The sequence below is a fragment of the Microcoleus sp. FACHB-68 genome (assembly GCF_014695715.1).
Lineage (GTDB): Bacteria > Cyanobacteriota > Cyanobacteriia > Cyanobacteriales > Oscillatoriaceae > FACHB-68.
Map to the genome: position 1 here is coordinate 331,873 of NZ_JACJOT010000006.1, position 16,685 is coordinate 348,557.

A 16,685-nucleotide genomic window follows, 5' to 3' on the forward strand; every position below is an offset into this window, starting at 1 on the left:
AACTCGCCTTTGACATAGGAAACTCAAAAGTGAAGGATCTGGTTTAGTTTTTGAGTTTGCCTTTAGCGGTTCCAGGGGAGCTTTCTGCAAATTTCAACTGTTTGTATTAAGCAAGAGATTAAAATTTAATATTTTTTCATTCTTAGGGCACATATGAGTTTTTGCGAATATAATTACTCTTAAATTTAATCTATCTAAGGCTAGATTTTTAAGATCAATCAGAACTTAAAGCTCATAGGGGAATCAGATTAATAGGAGTCTGTTTCTGGGTATTTTAAGCAGGGTGAAATGCTGCCGGCAACAAGAGGTAAAAACAGAGAGTTTATATGCAGGAATTTTTGCAAATATTTTTTAGCTCAAGTCCATTTATTCCACACGGGCATTGCTATCTCTGGAAACCAGGGCTAGTTTCACTTCATCTAGCCTCGGATCTCTTAACAGCGCTTGCTTACTTGTTCGTTGCTGGTGCTATTGTTTACTTCACCAGAAATCGGCAAGATTTACCCACTAAAACTGTCATTTTGCTTGTCAGCACATTTTTTGTTTTTAGTGGATGCGGGACAATTCACTTGATGGATGTCTTCACCCTGTGGCATCCTGTTTACTGGGTTTCAGGAACGATCAAATTTCTCAACGCGACATGGTCATCCTATGCCTTTGCATTTCTTTTAGTACCGCTCATCCCCTTAGCACTTGACGCGCCCAGCCCAGCACAGCTAGAAGCGGCTAATCGGCAATTAGAAGCAGAAATTACTGAACGCCGGCACATTGATGAAAAGCTGCAAAAATCACAACAAATGTTGCAGCTTGTCATGGACAACATCCCACAATGTATTTTTTGGAAAGATCGAAATTCAGTATATTTAGGTTGCAATCGCAACTTTGCAATTGTCGCCGACGTTGGCACTCCAGAGAATATCGTTGGCAAGACAGACTGGGATCTCCCCTGGAAAAAAGAACAGGCTGAATTCTACCTTGAATGCGACGGTCGAGTTATGCAAACAGATACTGCTGAGTATCACATCATCGAACGCTTGCAACAAGGGGATGGCAAACAATTATGCCTAGATACGAGCAAAGTGCCGCTGCACGATAGTGAAGGCAATGTTGTAGGCATCTTGGGAACTTTTGAAGATATCACAGAGCGTAAGCAAGCTGAGTCTGCACTTTTGCAAAGCGAAGCCAAGCATCGTGCGCTGCTGAATGCGATTCCCGATGCAATTTTTTGTATTAGTCAAGAAGGTATTTATTTAGAATATAAGCCGGCAAAAGACTTTAATCTTTTAGTGCCGGCAAGTGAATTTATCGGTAAAAGTGTGTGGGAAGTGCTGCCGGCACAGATGGCTGAGCAAACAATGCACTACATTCAGCAAACCCTCTGCACTGGCGTTCCTCAAATTTTTGAGTATCAGATAACAATTGATGGCAACTCGTACGATTACGAAGCGCGAATTGTTGTTAGCAAAGAATCAGAAGTTATTAGCATTGTCCGCGACATCACCGCCGCCAAGCAGGCAGAAGCCTCCTTAAAACAAGCAAAAGAAGAGTTAGAAAAAAGTTACAGCCTTTTATATGCTGTGATGGACGGAACACCAGACCCCATCTTTATCAAGGATCTTCAGGGCCGATATTTAATGCTCAACCGCGCCCTTCTTCAGATATTTGGCAAAGATTCTGTGGAAGCAGTGATTGGCAAGGATGACACAGAGATATTGCCGGCAGAAACAGCGCGGCAAATTAGGGAAACTGATCGCCACATCATGAGAGCCGGTCAAACTCAGATCCTTGAGGAAGTTGTTACAGGAAGTGATAATATTACGCGGACGTATCTAGCAACAAAAAGCGTCTACCGTGACCCACAAGGAAATATCATCGGTCTTATAGGAATCTCGCGAGACATTAGCGATCGCAAGCAAGCAGAAGAAGCTTTAAATAAAGAACGAGAGTTTTTAAACGCATTGCTTAATAACCTGGCAGACGGAATTGTTGCGTGCGATGCCAATGGCATTTTAACTTTATTTAATCACGCCACCCAAGAGTTTCATGGGTTGCCAGAACAACCGATTCTTTTGAAAGAATGGGCGCACCACTTTGATTTGTATCGCTCTGACGGGAAGACACCGATGCAAAAAGAAGAGATTCCCCTGTTTCGAGCCTTGCAAGGAGAAATGGTTCGGAATACAGAAATGATCATTGCCCCAAAACACGGAAAAGTCCGTACCCTACTTGCCAGTGGACAAGCAATCTTTGATGGGAATGGCAAAAAATTGGGTGCGGTTGTAGCGATGCAAGATGTCACCGAACGCAAACACGCAGAGGATGCTCTTAAAAGAGCCAATGAAGAGTTAGAAATCCGTGTCGAGGAGCGTACCGCAGCCTTAAAAAATGCAGTTGAACGATTGCAAAATGAAATGGCTGAGCGCCGGCAGGTTGAAGCAGCACTACGGGAGAGTGAAGCACTGTTCCGAGCGGCTGCTGAGGGAAGTTTTGATGCTTTCTATGTCTTTAAGAGTGTGCGCGACGAAGCGGGAAATATTATTGATTTTAAATTCGTCGATCTCAACTCCCAAGGTGCGAAGTTAATTTCGCGCTCTAAGGAAGAAGTGATTGGCGCTCAGCTATGCGAGTTGTTTCCCATCAATCGCACCGACGGTTTTTTTGACAAGTACAAGCGCGTGGTGGAAACCGGCATTGCCTTAGAAGAAGAGTTTCCCATCTCTGCGCCAGGAGTCGCTGCCTCATGGCTTCGCCATCAAGTTATTCCCCTCGGCGATGGCATCGCGATTAGTTCAAGCGATATTAGCGATCGCAAGCAAGCAGAAGAAGCGTTGAAAGAGAGCGAAGCGCGACTACAGGCGATTTTGGATAACTCTCCCTTGTGTATGTATGTCAAGGATTTAGAAGGTAGATATCTTCTGGTTAATCGCCAGCATGAAAACCTGTTTCACTTTGATCGCGAGCATATTAAAGGCAAAAACGATTACGAAATCTTCCCAGTTGAGTTGGCGGAGGCATTTCGGGCGAACGATCAACAGGTTCTTGAAGTTGGAACTGCTTTGCAGTCGGAAGAAGAGGTGCTTCATGACGATGGTTTGCATACATATATTTCGATCAAGTTTCCGCTTTGCGACACTGCCGGTGTCCCTTATGCAATCTGTGGCATCTCGGCTGATATCACCGACCGCAAGCAGGCAGAGGCCGCAATACGCCAGAGTGAGGAGCGCTATCGCTCTTTGATCGTCGCAACTTCGCAGATTGTCTGGACAACAGATGCAGAAGGACAGGTGATTGATATCCCTGATTGGAGAGCTTACACAGGTCAAAGTGTAGAAGAAGTTAAAGGTTTAGGTTGGGTGGATGCGCTTCATCCAGAGGAGCGGCACAGATCGGGACAGGTTTGGCAAAACGCAGTTCACACCAAAAGTCTTTATGAAACCGAGTATCGCATCCGGGGGATGGATGGCAGCTATCGCTACTTTTGTGCCAGGGGTGTTCCTGTCTTAGCAGAAGACGGTAGCATCCGCGAATGGGTTGGCATCTGTTCTGACATTCACGAGGGCAAACAAGCGGAAGCAGCCTTACGAGAGACAGCCGCAGAGTTGGCGCGTTCTGAGGCAGAACTCAGGCAAAAAACCGGCATTTTGCAACTGGTACTCGATAGCATGGGCGAAGGCGTCATTGTTGCCGATGAAACTGGGAAATTTGTGATCTTCAACCCCGCTGCCGAGGAAATATTCGGTTTGGGTGCCACTAATACCACTCCTGACGAATGGTCGGAACAGTACGGTCTGTTTTTAGCGGATCGCCGGACTCCCTTTCCGCCGGCAGATTTGCCTCTGACACGGGCGATCCAAGGAGAAGCCCTTGACAGTGCGGAAGTGTTTGTCCGTCATCCGGAGCAGCCGGAGGGTGTTTGGGTGAAAATCAGCGGCAGACCGCTTAAGGATGAAGCCGGCACACTCAGGGGCGGTGTCGTTGTTTGTCGTAACATTACGGCGGACAAGCAAGCGCAAGAACGCCTGCGGGAGCAAGCGCTGCGGGAAAACTTGCTGAATCGGCTCGTCAATCAAATCCGTAATTCCCTGGATTTAGAGACCATTTTGGAAACTGGGGTACAAGAAATTCGCAACCTGTTACAGCTTGATCGCTGTAGTTTCACTTGGTGCCGGCTTACTGCTGGTGGTGCGGGAGTTGCCGGGGGAACTTGGGAGATCACGAAAGAAGCAAGTTTACCCCATTTGCCTAGCTTTTTAGGGACATACCCGATCAACCCAGCAGATCCCATTATCGAGCGGATGATCAATCTCCAGATTATTCGGGTTGATGATACTCTAAATTCCCTCGATCCTACAGAGCGTGACTATTTCCAGGTTTGGGGGGCGAAATCGCTGATTATGCTGCCCATTCAAACTCTTAGTGGTGAGATTGGCTTGTTTAGCTGTGCTCAGGAAAGCGAGGTGCGACCTTGGAGGGAGTGGGAAGTGGAACTGCTACAGGCAGTAACCGCCCAACTGGAGATTGCCATCGATCAAGCCGAACTTTATGCTGAAAGCTGTGCCAGAGCTGAACAGTTGGAGCAAGCGATCAAGGAACTGAGATCAACCCAAACTCAACTGATTCAGAGTGAAAAAATGTCGAGTTTAGGCCAGATGGTTGCCGGTGTGGCGCATGAAATTAATAATCCGGTTAATTTTATTCATGGCAATATCACTCACGCGAATCAGTATGCGGAAGAACTGCTGCATCTAATCGAGCTTTACCAGCAATATTATCCAGAGCCGGTGCCGGCAATCCAAGCCGAAATTGAAACGTTTGAACTCGATTTTTTAATCGAAGACTTTCCTAAATTGCTTTCTTCGATGAAGGTCGGAACTGAGCGCATCCGCAATATTGTCCTGAGCTTGCGAAACTTCTCCCGTCTGGATGAAGCGGACATGAAGCAGGTGGATATTCACGAAGGTCTTGATAACACGCTGATGATCTTGCAAAATCGCTTGAAAGCTAAGCCGGATCGTCCGGGTGTCAAAGTTATTAAAGAATACGGCAATTTACCACTGGTGGAATGTTATGCCGGTCAGATGAATCAGGTGTTTATGAATATCCTCACGAATGCCATTGATGCGATTGATGAGTTGAACAGACAGCGCTCAATTGAAGAAATCGAAAACAATCCCAGTACCATTCGGATTTGCACTGAGGTGGTTAAGAATTTATCCCTTAATGCTGAGTCGGAAAACTCAACAGTAAACAAGAAACAATTCGTTGTCATCCGCATTGCTGACAGTGGAATTGGTCTAACCCAGGAGGTACAATCCCGATTATTCGATCCGTTTTTTACCACAAAACCTGTCGGTTCTGGTACGGGTTTAGGAATGTCGATCAGCTATCAAATTATCGAGAAGCATGGCGGTCAGTTGAAGTGTATTTCACAAGCCGGTCAGGGAGCGGAGTTTTTAATAGAAATTCCCATTGTGCCGGCAAATAAATAGCTGCCGATTGATTTAAAAAGTTTTTGGAGTGTATGTAATCGAGAAAATAATTACCGGAAACTGAGCTGCCGGTTAAAATACGCCAGAGCATTAAACATCCATCACTGTAATCACATACTGCTTTACAACTGGTAGAAGTCGGTAAAAATTTGCTTGTTGTTCTATCAAGCACCGCCGCGATAAAGATTGCAGTGCGTTTAGTAAGTCTGCCGGTGGAATTCTGCCATTTTCTAGCAATTTTGCCAGGTTGATCGCCTCCTTTTCTCTTGCCAATAAGCATAGAACTTGTTTTTCCAGTTCAGATAGGCGATCACACTGTTGTTGTAAAATATCCTTCAAATCTTCTGGTAATAATATGGTATCATCTGCTAGTAGGCCAGTTACGCCTCCCCCCAATTCTTGAATCAGAGTTGCCACACTTTTTAACCATAAAGGATTGCCTTGGTAGCGGTGAATAAGTGCTGAGTAGTTGTCGATTTCTTCTAAACCATAATCTTTTAGGATTTCCTGGCCGGCAGCCATACCTAAACCATGAAGTTGTAAGGTACGAGTGGGAGTATTTTGGCTTTTCACTTGAGTGATTTCTCTCGGTTGCTCCCAACCAATTACAAGAAAACTACTTTGATGGGATAATTTTTCTATCTGTTTGAATAAAGAGCGATATTCTTCGTATCCTGGTTTATATTTACCTGCCAATTCGCCGCTATTGAAAAGGTTGTGAATGTCATCTAAGACGACTAAACAGCGATATTTTTGTAAATATTTAATCAATGATAAGGGTTTTTGGCTAGGTGCCGGCGAATCTAGCTTTTCCGAGTCTGAAAAAAACTGTATCAAGTTCGCTTCAAATTCAGCGAAAGTAGGGGATGCTTCTAGATTGCACCAAACCACGTACTCAAACTCATCTTTAATTTGTTGAACGAGTTGCACAGCTAGTGTGGTTTTGCCGATGCCGGTGATGCCGGTGAGCATTATTAAACGACAGCGTTGTTCTAAAATCCAGGTTTTGAGGGTTTCAAGTTCAGAAGTACGATCATAGAAATCACCCAATGCCGGCATCTCACTTAAATCGTGACGTAGAGTCTGAAGGTGTTGGGTGTTAGATATTTCTTTATTGAACGAGCTTGAGTATTCTATGCTTTGTGTGTATAAATTTTCTCTACAAATGTTGAAACTACTGCTCACTATAACCTCTTGTTCAAAGTTTAAAATATTAGAGATGTGCAACCTCTCCATTGCTGCTCGTAAATTTGTTTTACTAACTTCTTCACCTAACTTTTCGGAAAGTATCTGCCATAATTGTGAACCCACTTGCCTAATATTACTTTCCGAACAATCAAAATCTTTAGCTATTTTTTTATAGGTGTCGCGTTGTATAGTTCCTCGCAGTACCGCTTGTTGTAAATCGTTAAGGTGCTGGCCGGTTTTTGTAAATACTATGTGATCAACGAGACTTAATATTTCTTTAAGATTCATGAATCCAAGCGAATGTGATTATTTTATATTTGTAACTCACATTCAACTAACTTTTTAGTACATTCTAGTACATTTTCGTACAAAATTTATTTACTTAAAGTGAGAATAAGGAAAATAACCGACAAAATTGAACATTTTTTAACTGGACAAACCTTTGATTTCTAAGGAATGATGGGAATATTTAGAAAATCGACAAAAGTTGATGAAAAGTATTTGTGTTTATTGCGGCTCAAACTTTGGTGTTCGCGATAGTTACCTTGAGGTCGCACAAAGCCTATGTGTTGAAATGGCAAAGCGTGAAATTGCCCTTGTTTATGGTGGGGGCAACGTAGGGTTGATGGGCGCTGTAGCTGATTTTATGCTTGCTGCTGGTGGAAAAGTAATTGGGGTAATTCCGCAAGCATTGGTAGATAAGGAAGTTGCACACACTGGATTAAGCGATCTTCGGGTCGTTGGATCGATGCACGAGCGTAAATCACTAATGGCTGATCTGTCAGATGCATTTATTGCTCTGCCGGGTGGATTAGGAACATTAGAGGAATTTTGTGAAGTTGCAACTTGGACTCAACTTGGATTTCATAGGAAAGCCTGTGGACTCTTAAATGTTGAGGGTTTCTATGACAGGCTACTTTCTTTTCTTGACCACGCAATGGAAGAGAAGTTTATTCGTTCTGAACACAGAGCAATTATTCTGCAAGAAGAAGAGCCAGTGGAATTAATTAAAAAACTAGCTCAATTTGAAGTACCTACGCTCCCTAAATGGATTAACCGAGATCAGCATTAGAGCGACTATTGTTTGAGGATCTTCTTAGCATTAGATAAAAATCCAAGCTCATACTATTGGCATTCATCAGTATTAAGCAAAGCAGAATTAAGATTATGCATTACATTTCCTTGGCCGAGAATGCAACAGTGCGATACTTGCACAGATAGCGATTGCCTACCGCACGCTTCGTGATCGCACCACCAAGCATAAACAGCAATCAATAGTCTTCGAGTTTCCAGCCTGTTGAGTGAAAGGAGAAACACCAGAACCGGCTCCCATTCGCAACTCCAGTTTCTGAAAACTCACTTAAAATGATGGAACCAGCGAATTTTACTTGACATCAGGCACCATCATGGCTTATCAATGCAACTTAGACGCCGGCCAACAGATTATCATCGACAATCAGGGAGAGCAGACGGCGATCTCTCTGATGAGCAGTGGATCTGGACAGCAGCAAAGTCAGCGCACTAGCTTCACCACCGGCACTTGGACTTCACCCCCAGTTTTGTTCCGCACCTCTGCCGGCTTTGTATTGCAATTAACGACATCACAAGGTGATCGATTTGTCAAAATACAAGGCAACAGTATGGGGTTGATGAGTGCGGCACCGGCTTTAACCGAGGCGGAAGCGTTGCCGATGCAGCCGGCAGAAGCTTCAACCCAGCAGCCGGTGGAATCGATGAAGCCGATGGAACCGATGAAGCCAATGGAACCGATGAACATGGGAAACATGGAGATGGGGATGAAACCGATGGAGATGCGGATGGGTGATATGCAAATGAGTATGGGAAAATCAGCAGCAGGGGATGCCGGCAAGCGCTTTTGTTCCCAATGTGGCACCGGCGTCAGTTCGAGTGATCGTTTCTGCGCTAACTGCGGACACGGCTTGGTTTAATTTTAGATAGGCAGATTCTCAGGAATCAGTTGATCACTGAGGTAACAATTTGGGCTAAATTAAACTTTAGAATCTGAAATCTAACGTTTTTTATTTTATGTCTATTAAGGTTGCTCTAAATCATTTAACCGCCTATCGATTTGAGCGACCTGTGTTCTTAGGGCCGCATATCGTGCGGCTGCGACCGGCACCTCGTTGTTATATGCCGGTGAAAAATTATGCGTTTAAAGTTCATACCCCAGAACACAGCCTCTATTGGCAACAAGACCCTTACGGAAACTTTTTAGCGCGGCTAATATTTCCGCAAGCAACGACTGAAATAAAACTAGAAGTTGATCTAATTGCAGAAATTCAATCTATCAACCCATTTAATTTCTTGGTAGAACCGGATGCCGAACTTTATCCCTTCACTTATGATCGGCAACTGGCAAAAGAACTGATTCCATTTTTAGAGATAGCAGAATCCGGGCCATTATTACAAGAATGGATCGCAACCATTAGCCGGCAAGAAACAGCAATCACCGATTTTATTGTCTCGCTCAACCAGCGTTTAAAACAAGAAATCACCTATTCTCTACGCTTAGAACCTGGTATTCAATCGTGTGAAGAAACCCTGAGCAAAAAAATGGGTTCCTGCCGAGACAGCGGTTGGTTGTTAGTACAAATTTTGCGTCATTGTGGGCTTGCGGCGCGGTTTGTATCCGGCTATCTCATTCAGTTAGTGCCTGACGGGAATCCGCCAGATGGGCCAAAAGTCGATAGTGCCGCGCTGCACGCTTGGGCGGAGGTTTACTTGCCTGGAGCCGGCTGGGTGGGTTTAGATCCCACTTCCGGGTTATTAGCGGCGGAGGGTCATATTCCCCTCGCTTGTACCGCTGATCCGGAAAGGGCGGCACCTGTAACCGGCTCAACAGAAGCTTGCGAGACTTACCTGGATTATTCCTTAACTGTTTCTCGGCTTAATTAAGGGATGCCGGTGAGGCCGGTTTATTGCTACTGCTATAATTAGGCACTCTCTGACGAATGCGCGATAACATATTTTAATGTACTGGCAACAACTGACGTCTGGCACCAAAACCGGGCGATATTTGCAGTTGCGCTGCAGGCAGAATGTTAGAGAAACGAGACGAGTTGGGAAAAATTTGTGCTTGATATAAAGCAAATTCGGGAAAATCCACAAGCTGTTCAGGATCGCCTCAACCGGCGCGGCGGAAATTACGATTTACAGCCGATTTTGCAGCTAGACGCACAGCAGCGAGAACTGGAAACAAAACTATCGCAGCTGAATGCTCGTAGCAATGAAATTGGCAAATTGGTTGGGCAAAAAATGAAAGCCGGTGCCAAACCCAACGATCCTGAAATTGTCGCCTTAAAAGAAGAAGGCAACGAAATTAAAACCCAGGTGGGAGAATTTGAACCGCAGGCAAAACACTTAATAGCAGAAATAAGCGCTCAACTGCTATCTTTTCCCAACTTACCTAGCGAGTCAACGCCGATAGGCAAAAGTGAGGAAGAAAATGTAGAAGTGCGCCGGTGGGGTGATGAATATATCCCTCAAAACGCAAATATTTTGCCTCATTGGGAAATTGGGGAGAAGTTAGGAATTCTCAATTTTGAGCGTTCGGTAAAAGTCGCGCAAAGCCGATTTGTGACGCTGATTGGTGCCGGCGCGGCTTTGGAACGGGCGCTAATTAGTTTTATGCTAGATACGCAAATTAAAGCCGGCTATGTTGAAGTAATGCCGCCGGTTTTGGTTAATTCTGACGCGCTTACCGGCACCGGACAATTACCTAAATTTGCGGATGAAAGCTTTAAATGTGCTAACGATGATTTATGGTTAGTCCCCACTTCTGAAGTGCCGATGACAAATCTTTATCGGGATGAAATTCTCACAGCAGAAGAGTTGCCGATTTATCACTGTGCCTATACACCCTGTTTTCGCCGGGAAGCCGGCAGCTATGGCAAGGATACGCGGGGATTGATCAGATTGCATCAATTCAATAAAGTTGAACTGGTGAAATTTGTTCACCCTGACACTTCTGAGGAAGAACATCAAAGCCTTGTGCGGAATGCTGAAGCAATTTTGCAAGCCTTAAAACTACCTTACCGGGTTTTAGAGTTGTGCAGTGGGGATATCGGTTTCTCGGCAGCAAGATGCTATGACTTAGAAGTGTGGTTGCCTTCTGCCGGCAAATACCGTGAAATTTCCAGTTGTTCTAATTGCTGGGACTTCCAAGCCAGACGTGCCGGTATTCGTTTTAAGGAAGCCGGTAAAAAAGGCACTCAATTTCTCCACACGCTTAACGGTTCCGGTTTAGCAGTTGGGCGTACAATGTCTGCAATTCTGGAAAACTATCAGCAACCAGACGGCACGATTCGCATCCCAGAAGTCTTGCAACCTTACCTGCATCGTGAAGTGCTGTAAGATTCCCTTGATATTATTTCATTACCAGGCTCAGCTTGGAAAAATTAGGAGGTTTTGCCTCCTTTTTTTATGGGAAAATCATTTTAAAATATCAATTTTGTGTCTATTGTTCCCAAATATCTATTCGCTCATGCTTCAACCTTGATCAACACAAACATGAAAGCTAGAAGATGAGGATGGGATGTTTCTCCTACTTTAGGAGTCTATTCCTTGATTTTGCCTAAAAAATCTTGATACGTTACAATCTCTGTATTTTCAAAAGTCACCAAAATTAATAAATCCTGATCGCCAGTCATCAAAAAATTAGCTTGACTGTCTTTAGCTAAAGCCAACAAATAATTATCTTTTGCATCTCTACAAATAGAGACTTCTGAGCTGATTTCTATACATAAGCCGATTACCTTCAACAATTCAATTAATTCCTGTACTTTCGTTCTAGGAAAATATTTTTGTAGTTTAGGTCTTTGGGTAACAAGATTGATTTCTTCTAAAATTTGTTCGCAAAAAACAACTTGAATGGTTTTATTAACCATTAATTCTTGGAGATTAACTAATTGTTTTCCAATCAAAAAGCTAATCCAAAGATTGGTGTCTATAATTACTTTAATGGGTTGTCTTTCTGGCATAAATTTCTGTTCGGACTGCCTCCACTTCTTGCTCAATCGTTTCTAAGGAGAGTTCATCGGTTCTGAACAATTCTAAAAGTTCTGTTAATTTATTGTTTAATGTTTCTTTTTCAAGTTCTTGACTTAATTGTAATTTTTCTGCATAAGGCAGTTGTTTGACCAAGGCTAAAACTTGCTCAAAATTTAGGGAAAGTTGATAGTTAGCTTGATTCATCTTTAGTTACGTTTAGGAATTGTGGATATTTTACCTCAATTTTTTAGGGGCTGGTTCAGTGATGAGGCAGAGAACCCGCTTCGCTTATAATAGCAATTCTGCAACCTTGACTGTTTTGGCCAATTTAGGGGTTTGTCTTCAAGTAGAGATAAGTCTCCACCGGCAGGTGATCGGAACCGACAGCCGGTAAAACTTTGCTGTGTTGAGAACTCCAATGCTTTGAATACCAAACATAGTCAATTCTAACTAAGGGGAAATTTAATTTCCAGTGAAACTTTTTCAAGATAAGGCCAACATCCCAACCATGTGGCCATGTAAAGCCAAAACCAAATCCAGAAGCTAAAAACGCATCTTTGAGGACTTTCTTGACTGAATCGTAATCCTGAGATTGATCCGTCATATTAAAATCGCCGGCAACAATCATTGGCAGGCTTTCTTTCTGAAGTCGTTCCACTAAATCTTTAATTTCTTTCGTTCTATCGTAATAAACATAAGTTGGCACAGAGAATAATGAAAAGAATTTGCGGGGACGAATCCAAGGCGCTGTGACTTGAATGTGGTAAATCATGACATCTTGCTGATTTACTCGAATAATTGCTCGTTGCTGAACTTGTTTATGTCCCGCTAGGTTAAGCCGTTCAGCGAATTGGATGGGATATTTACTGAAAAAGCTGATAGTTGGCGCATCGACATGATAGGGATAAGAAACTTTTAAAGTAGGAAATGCTTTCTTGGCGTGAGCTGCATTTGTTTCTTGCAAAAATAATAAATCGGGTTTATGTTGCTCAACTAACTTAATTAAAGCTTGGGGAGTTGTATTATTCCAATAACAATTGAAAGATAAAATCTTGAGTGAAGGCTGGGAGGCGGTAATCTTGACAGGTTCGGGAGAAAAATATGTTAAATGTAACCAGCTTAATAGCAAAAGACAAGCAATAGAGGAAAGAATAAAAAACCAGCGCTTTTTAACAAAGAAGAACCAAAATGGTAAAATCAAAAGAGGCAACAGAATTAAAGGAATCCCAATGCTGACAAACGCAACGACCCAAAAACTGTCCCAAAATAAAAATCTGAAAATAAAATAGCAGATAATGAATACTAAGTAAGCGGAAACTAACAGTTGAATAAGCCACTTAAAAATTTGACAAGGCTTAATCTTAAAGCTAGGGATTTTCTTCATAAAAACTGTGTGGAGACTAGATAAGAGCCGCAGAGAGCGACAAAATCCCCACAATGCTAGCAAAGACGCTGGCGATGACAAGTCAAAGGAATGCGCCCCAACGCACCCAGGCAGCTCAATTTGAGGGGTATTTACGCCGGCATATCCTAGAGCTTGGTGCGGCGCTGTAGCTTCCCCACAACGTAGAATAGAAAAAAGTCAAGCCCGGAATTTCACTCTTATTACTTCATGCCAGTCTTCGCAGCGATCGCAGTCCTAGCCCTCCTAATAGTGGTACACGAACTAGGCCACTTTATGGCAGCTCGGCTTCAAGGCATTCATGTCAACCGCTTTTCCATCGGGTTTGGCCCGGTTTTGTGGAAATATCAAGGGCCAGAAACAGAGTATGCGCTTCGGGCGTTTCCTTTGGGAGGCTATGTGGGTTTCCCTGATGATGACCCTGAAGCCAGCAACATCCCTGAAAATGACCCTAATCTGTTACGCAATCGGCCTGTTTTAGATCGAGCAATTGTGATTAGTGCCGGGGTCATTGCCAATTTGATCTTTGCCTATCTAGTGTTGGTTCTTCAGTTCGGCGGTTTTGGGGTGCCGGATGGAATTAACTATCAACCAGGGGTTTTAGTGCCCCAAGTTGTTTCGCAGGACTCTGCCGCAGCCGTTGCCGGCATTAAATCAGGCGATATCATTCTCGCAATCGATGGCAAGGAATTGGGGGCCTCCGAGCAGGCAATCCCAGCCTTAAAACAGGCGATCGAATCGCATCCGAACCAACCCCTGAAATTAACAATTCAGCGTGACACCGAAACGTTCCCTGTTAGGGTAACACCAGTCGCCAGCGCAGATGGAACAGGTCGCATCGGTGTGCAATTGGCCCCCAGTGGCACCGTCAAATACCGGCCCTCCAAAGGCATTGGCGAGGTGTTTAGCCTTGCCGCAAATCGGTTTGAGGCGATTTTCGTGGGAACCGTTCAAGGGTTTTACCAGTTAATTACCAACTTTGGCGACACTGTTGGTCAAATCGCAGGGCCGGTGAAGATTGTCGAGCAAGGTGCTAAAGTTGCCCAATCAGACTCGGCTAACTTGTTTCTGTTTGCGGCAATTATCAGCATTAACTTGGCTGTGATCAATACGTTGCCCCTGCCGGCACTCGATGGCGGACAATTAGCGTTTTTGCTGATTGAAGCAATGCGTGGTAAACCACTGCCCACCCACATTCAAGATGGAGTCATGCAGACCGGATTAATGCTGCTCTTAGGTTTAGGCATTTTTCTGATTATCCGCGATACGACTCAGCTAGAGGTAATTCAGAGGCTATTCCAATAAGCAATTAATTGGTAATATCCACTTCCCTACCCATGAGCATCACACGTAAATGGTCAGCCACTCAGCAACGGGCGCTCGAAATTTTGATTCGCTTAAAGCGTCTTTATCCAGATGCCAAATGCACGCTTAATTATGAGACGCCGGTGCAGTTGCTGGTGGCAACGATCCTCTCCGCACAATGCACAGATGAGCGGGTGAATAAGGTGACACCGGCACTATTTAGCCGGTTTCCTGATGCACCCGCCTTTGCCGGTGCGGATTTAGAAGAACTCGAAACTTTAGTACGTTCCACCGGCTTCTATCGCAACAAGGCCAAAAATATTAAGGGCGCTTGTCGCATGATCGGAGAAAAATTTCAAGGTAAAGTGCCGAAGCGGATGGAACTGCTGCTGGAGTTGCCGGGAGTTGCCAGAAAAACCGCCAATGTGGTTTTAGCCCATGCCTACGGCATCAATCAAGGCGTTACGGTGGATACCCACGTCAGCCGGCTCAGCCGCCGGTTGGGCTTGACTGAACACACCGATGCGGTGCGCGTCGAGCGAGATTTAATTCGTCTACTGCCCCAGGAAGATTGGGAAAATTGGTCAATTCGGCTAATTTATCACGGACGTGCGATTTGTAATGCCCGCAAACCTTTGTGCGATGCCTGCGCCCTTGCGGATCTGTGCCCTTCTGCGAATCTCCCTCAACCCTTGATGCCGGCAGATGTTGATGCCGGTGTTGTTGATGCCGGTGTTGGGAGTGCCTGAAGCGTTTGACTTAATATACAAATCTGTTAAGTACACCGATAGCTCTTGGCCGGCTCAAGCTCGATCAGATACAATGGGAAATAGTGTCTTTATTTGGGGATAAGAGAATCGTTCATGGCCAAGAAGAGCATGATTGAGCGGGAAAAGAAACGCCAGCGTCTAGTGGATAAGTACGCTGATAGACGAGAAGAGTTAAAAGAAGAGTTTGCCAATGCCACGACGCCGGCAGCCAAAATAGAAGTTCACCGGCAACTGCAACAGCTGCCGCGTAACAGCGCTCCTACCCGGCTCCGCAATCGTTGCTGGCTCACAGGTCGCTCCAGAGGTTACTATCGTGACTTTGGCTTGTCTCGCCACGTTATTCGAGAAATGGCTCACACAGGATTGCTACCGGGCGTGGTTAAGTCCAGCTGGTAGTCGTTATCGGATTTTGGATTTTAGATTTTGCATGGAAACGCTAAAATCTAAAATCTAAAATCTTACTGTCCGCAGCATCGATTGATTCCCAAACTCTCTAGTAGTAAGTCGCTAACCGCGTTGGCAACGGCAAACTCTCCATAAAAGCTTTTAGAAAAATCAAACGCTTGCATTTCGGTAACGAGAGCGATCACGAGAGAACCCACATCATTCTCGCCTTCCATTCGCTGTCGGACGAAAATTTGGGCAGCTCTTTGGGCGATCTCCTGATTGACCGGCTCTGGGATAAACTGTTCGTCTAGCCATTTATGCAAAGCAGTTTGCAACCATTCGCCTTCCTGATGAGGATTTTGAACGGGAGGTAACGTGATCGGTGAAATCGGCTCAGACATTAGCTCTAAATATGGCAGCTGTTTCTAACCATCTTAGGTTGACACCGGCTCAGTAAACAACTTGCCACAGTTGGCGATCCTACATAAAATTGTCGGGCAACTGTCTAAACCTTTGCCCAGCTTCTCTGATGAAATTTGATATTCCTGCGATTATCCAGGGGTACGCTCAAGGCTACTTCCTGATGGCCAATGATGGGGAAGATGGTAGCTTGGGGTGGTATTCCAGCCGGCAACGAGCGTTAATTCCCCTAGATGGGCGTTTTCGCTACCCCCGTTCATTGCAACGCTTTCTCAATCAAGAACGCTTTACAGCAGCCATTAACCGCGATTTTCAGGGCGTGATCGCCGGTTGTGCTAACCGAGAAACAACCTGGATTTCCTCACAACTGCAAGAGATTTACTGGGAATTGTATCAAGCCGGCTGGGCTTATAGTTTTGAAACCTGGCAAGGAGATGAACTAGCCGGCGGCATTTTAGGAATTGCTATCGGGGGAGCTTTTATTGGAGAATCCATGTTTTATAGAATTCCCGAAGGCTCAAAAGTCGCAATGGTCAAATTAGTCGAACACCTGCAAACGCAACAGTTCCTATTATTTGACGCGCAAATGATGAACCCCCATTTAGAACGATTTGGAGCCTATACCGTTAGCGAACAAGAGTATGAACCCCTGCTCCAAAAAGCTGTGCGACGCCAGTGTTCTTTTCAGTAATTTAAACTTGTAACTTTTTCTAA

Annotated in this window: 15 protein-coding genes; 10 read left to right on the forward strand and 5 right to left on the reverse strand. The window is 44.5% G+C overall.

From position 1 onward, the window contains the following. The first annotated feature begins 326 nt into the window (after positions 1–326). Positions 327–5,489 carry a PAS domain S-box protein gene (locus tag H6F73_RS06010; protein ID WP_190757883.1) on the forward strand — a complete coding sequence of 1,721 codons (5,163 nt, stop codon included), beginning with the start codon at positions 327–329 and terminating at the stop codon, positions 5,487–5,489. A 90-nt stretch (positions 5,490–5,579) separates the two neighbouring features. Here the strand turns inward: H6F73_RS06010 and H6F73_RS06015 are convergent, their stop codons facing one another. Beyond that, entirely contained in the window at positions 5,580–6,965 is a 1,386-nt protein-coding gene (locus tag H6F73_RS06015; RefSeq protein ID WP_190757884.1) for an ATP-binding protein, read from the reverse strand. Positions 6,966–7,167: 202 nt separating this feature from the next. Here H6F73_RS06015 and H6F73_RS06020 point away from each other — a divergent pair, with 202 nt between their 5' ends. From H6F73_RS06020 to serS, 4 genes are all read left to right on the forward strand, one after another. Then, positions 7,168–7,749, forward strand: a complete 582-nt coding sequence (locus H6F73_RS06020; RefSeq protein ID WP_190757885.1) for a TIGR00730 family Rossman fold protein — start codon at positions 7,168–7,170, stop codon at positions 7,747–7,749. Positions 7,750–8,083: 334 nt separating this feature from the next. Next, positions 8,084–8,626, forward strand: a complete 543-nt coding sequence (locus tag H6F73_RS06025) for a zinc ribbon domain-containing protein (RefSeq protein WP_190757886.1) — start codon at positions 8,084–8,086, stop codon at positions 8,624–8,626. A gap of 97 nt (positions 8,627–8,723) precedes the next feature. Beyond that, the gene (locus tag H6F73_RS06030) at positions 8,724–9,593 is read left to right on the forward strand and encodes a transglutaminase family protein (RefSeq protein WP_190757887.1); all 870 of its coding nucleotides are present in this window, start codon (positions 8,724–8,726) and stop codon (positions 9,591–9,593) included. A gap of 177 nt (positions 9,594–9,770) precedes the next feature. Next, complete coding sequence (gene serS / locus H6F73_RS06035) at positions 9,771–11,051, forward strand: serine--tRNA ligase (RefSeq protein WP_190757888.1); 1,281 nt, start codon at positions 9,771–9,773, stop codon at positions 11,049–11,051. 203 nt (positions 11,052–11,254) lie between these two features. Here serS and H6F73_RS06040 read toward each other — a convergent pair whose 3' ends face one another. From H6F73_RS06040 to H6F73_RS06050, 3 genes are all read right to left on the reverse strand, one after another. Next, positions 11,255–11,677 (reverse strand): putative toxin-antitoxin system toxin component, PIN family, encoded by a 423-nt coding sequence (locus tag H6F73_RS06040; protein WP_190757889.1) that lies wholly within the window; start codon positions 11,675–11,677, stop codon positions 11,255–11,257. After that, complete coding sequence (locus H6F73_RS06045; RefSeq protein ID WP_190757890.1) at positions 11,655–11,891, reverse strand: hypothetical protein; 237 nt, start codon at positions 11,889–11,891, stop codon at positions 11,655–11,657. The genes H6F73_RS06040 and H6F73_RS06045 overlap by 23 nt, the downstream gene beginning before the upstream one ends. Positions 11,892–12,015: 124 nt before the next feature. Beyond that, on the reverse strand, positions 12,016–12,816 hold the full coding sequence (locus H6F73_RS06050; protein WP_242072344.1) for an endonuclease/exonuclease/phosphatase family protein: 801 nt from the start codon (positions 12,814–12,816) through the stop codon (positions 12,016–12,018). Here H6F73_RS06050 and H6F73_RS26385 point away from each other — a divergent pair. From H6F73_RS26385 to rpsN, 4 genes are all read left to right on the forward strand, one after another. Continuing rightward, complete coding sequence (locus H6F73_RS26385) at positions 12,725–12,976, forward strand: hypothetical protein (RefSeq protein ID WP_242072394.1); 252 nt, start codon at positions 12,725–12,727, stop codon at positions 12,974–12,976. The genes H6F73_RS06050 and H6F73_RS26385 overlap by 92 nt on opposite strands. A gap of 323 nt (positions 12,977–13,299) precedes the next feature. Next, positions 13,300–14,394, forward strand: a complete 1,095-nt coding sequence (rseP, locus tag H6F73_RS06055) for an RIP metalloprotease RseP (RefSeq protein WP_190757892.1) — start codon at positions 13,300–13,302, stop codon at positions 14,392–14,394. 32 nt (positions 14,395–14,426) lie between these two features. Further along, entirely contained in the window at positions 14,427–15,143 is a 717-nt protein-coding gene (gene nth, locus H6F73_RS06060; RefSeq protein ID WP_190757893.1) for an endonuclease III, read from the forward strand. A gap of 114 nt (positions 15,144–15,257) precedes the next feature. Next, a complete protein-coding gene (gene rpsN, locus H6F73_RS06065) occupies positions 15,258–15,560 on the forward strand; it encodes a 30S ribosomal protein S14 (RefSeq protein WP_190671718.1) in 303 nt (100 codons plus the stop codon). Between the two features lie 62 nt (positions 15,561–15,622). Here rpsN and H6F73_RS06070 read toward each other — a convergent pair whose 3' ends face one another. Beyond that, on the reverse strand, positions 15,623–15,952 hold the full coding sequence (locus H6F73_RS06070; RefSeq protein ID WP_190757894.1) for a hypothetical protein: 330 nt from the start codon (positions 15,950–15,952) through the stop codon (positions 15,623–15,625). Between the two features lie 128 nt (positions 15,953–16,080). Between H6F73_RS06070 and aat the strand changes: the two genes are divergently transcribed. Beyond that, a complete protein-coding gene (gene aat / locus H6F73_RS06075) occupies positions 16,081–16,662 on the forward strand; it encodes a leucyl/phenylalanyl-tRNA--protein transferase (RefSeq protein ID WP_190757895.1) in 582 nt (193 codons plus the stop codon). Positions 16,663–16,685: the final 23 nt, after the last annotated feature.

Excerpts from the sequence above, each read along its gene's own strand:
- H6F73_RS06010 (WP_190757883.1), top strand. The coding sequence starts at position 327 with ATGCAGGAATTTTTGCAAATATTTTTTAGCTCAAGTCCATTTATTCCA.
- H6F73_RS06015 (WP_190757884.1), bottom strand. The coding sequence starts at position 6,965 with ATGAATCTTAAAGAAATATTAAGTCTCGTTGATCACATAGTATTTACA.
- H6F73_RS06020 (WP_190757885.1), top strand. The coding sequence starts at position 7,168 with ATGAAAAGTATTTGTGTTTATTGCGGCTCAAACTTTGGTGTTCGCGAT.
- H6F73_RS06025 (WP_190757886.1), top strand. The coding sequence starts at position 8,084 with ATGGCTTATCAATGCAACTTAGACGCCGGCCAACAGATTATCATCGAC.
- H6F73_RS06030 (WP_190757887.1), top strand. The coding sequence starts at position 8,724 with ATGTCTATTAAGGTTGCTCTAAATCATTTAACCGCCTATCGATTTGAG.
- H6F73_RS06040 (WP_190757889.1), bottom strand. The coding sequence starts at position 11,677 with ATGCCAGAAAGACAACCCATTAAAGTAATTATAGACACCAATCTTTGG.
- H6F73_RS06045 (WP_190757890.1), bottom strand. The coding sequence starts at position 11,891 with ATGAATCAAGCTAACTATCAACTTTCCCTAAATTTTGAGCAAGTTTTA.
- rseP (WP_190757892.1), top strand. The coding sequence starts at position 13,300 with ATGCCAGTCTTCGCAGCGATCGCAGTCCTAGCCCTCCTAATAGTGGTA.
- nth (WP_190757893.1), top strand. The coding sequence starts at position 14,427 with ATGAGCATCACACGTAAATGGTCAGCCACTCAGCAACGGGCGCTCGAA.
- rpsN (WP_190671718.1), top strand. The coding sequence starts at position 15,258 with ATGGCCAAGAAGAGCATGATTGAGCGGGAAAAGAAACGCCAGCGTCTA.
- H6F73_RS06070 (WP_190757894.1), bottom strand. The coding sequence starts at position 15,952 with ATGTCTGAGCCGATTTCACCGATCACGTTACCTCCCGTTCAAAATCCT.
- aat (WP_190757895.1), top strand. The coding sequence starts at position 16,081 with ATGAAATTTGATATTCCTGCGATTATCCAGGGGTACGCTCAAGGCTAC.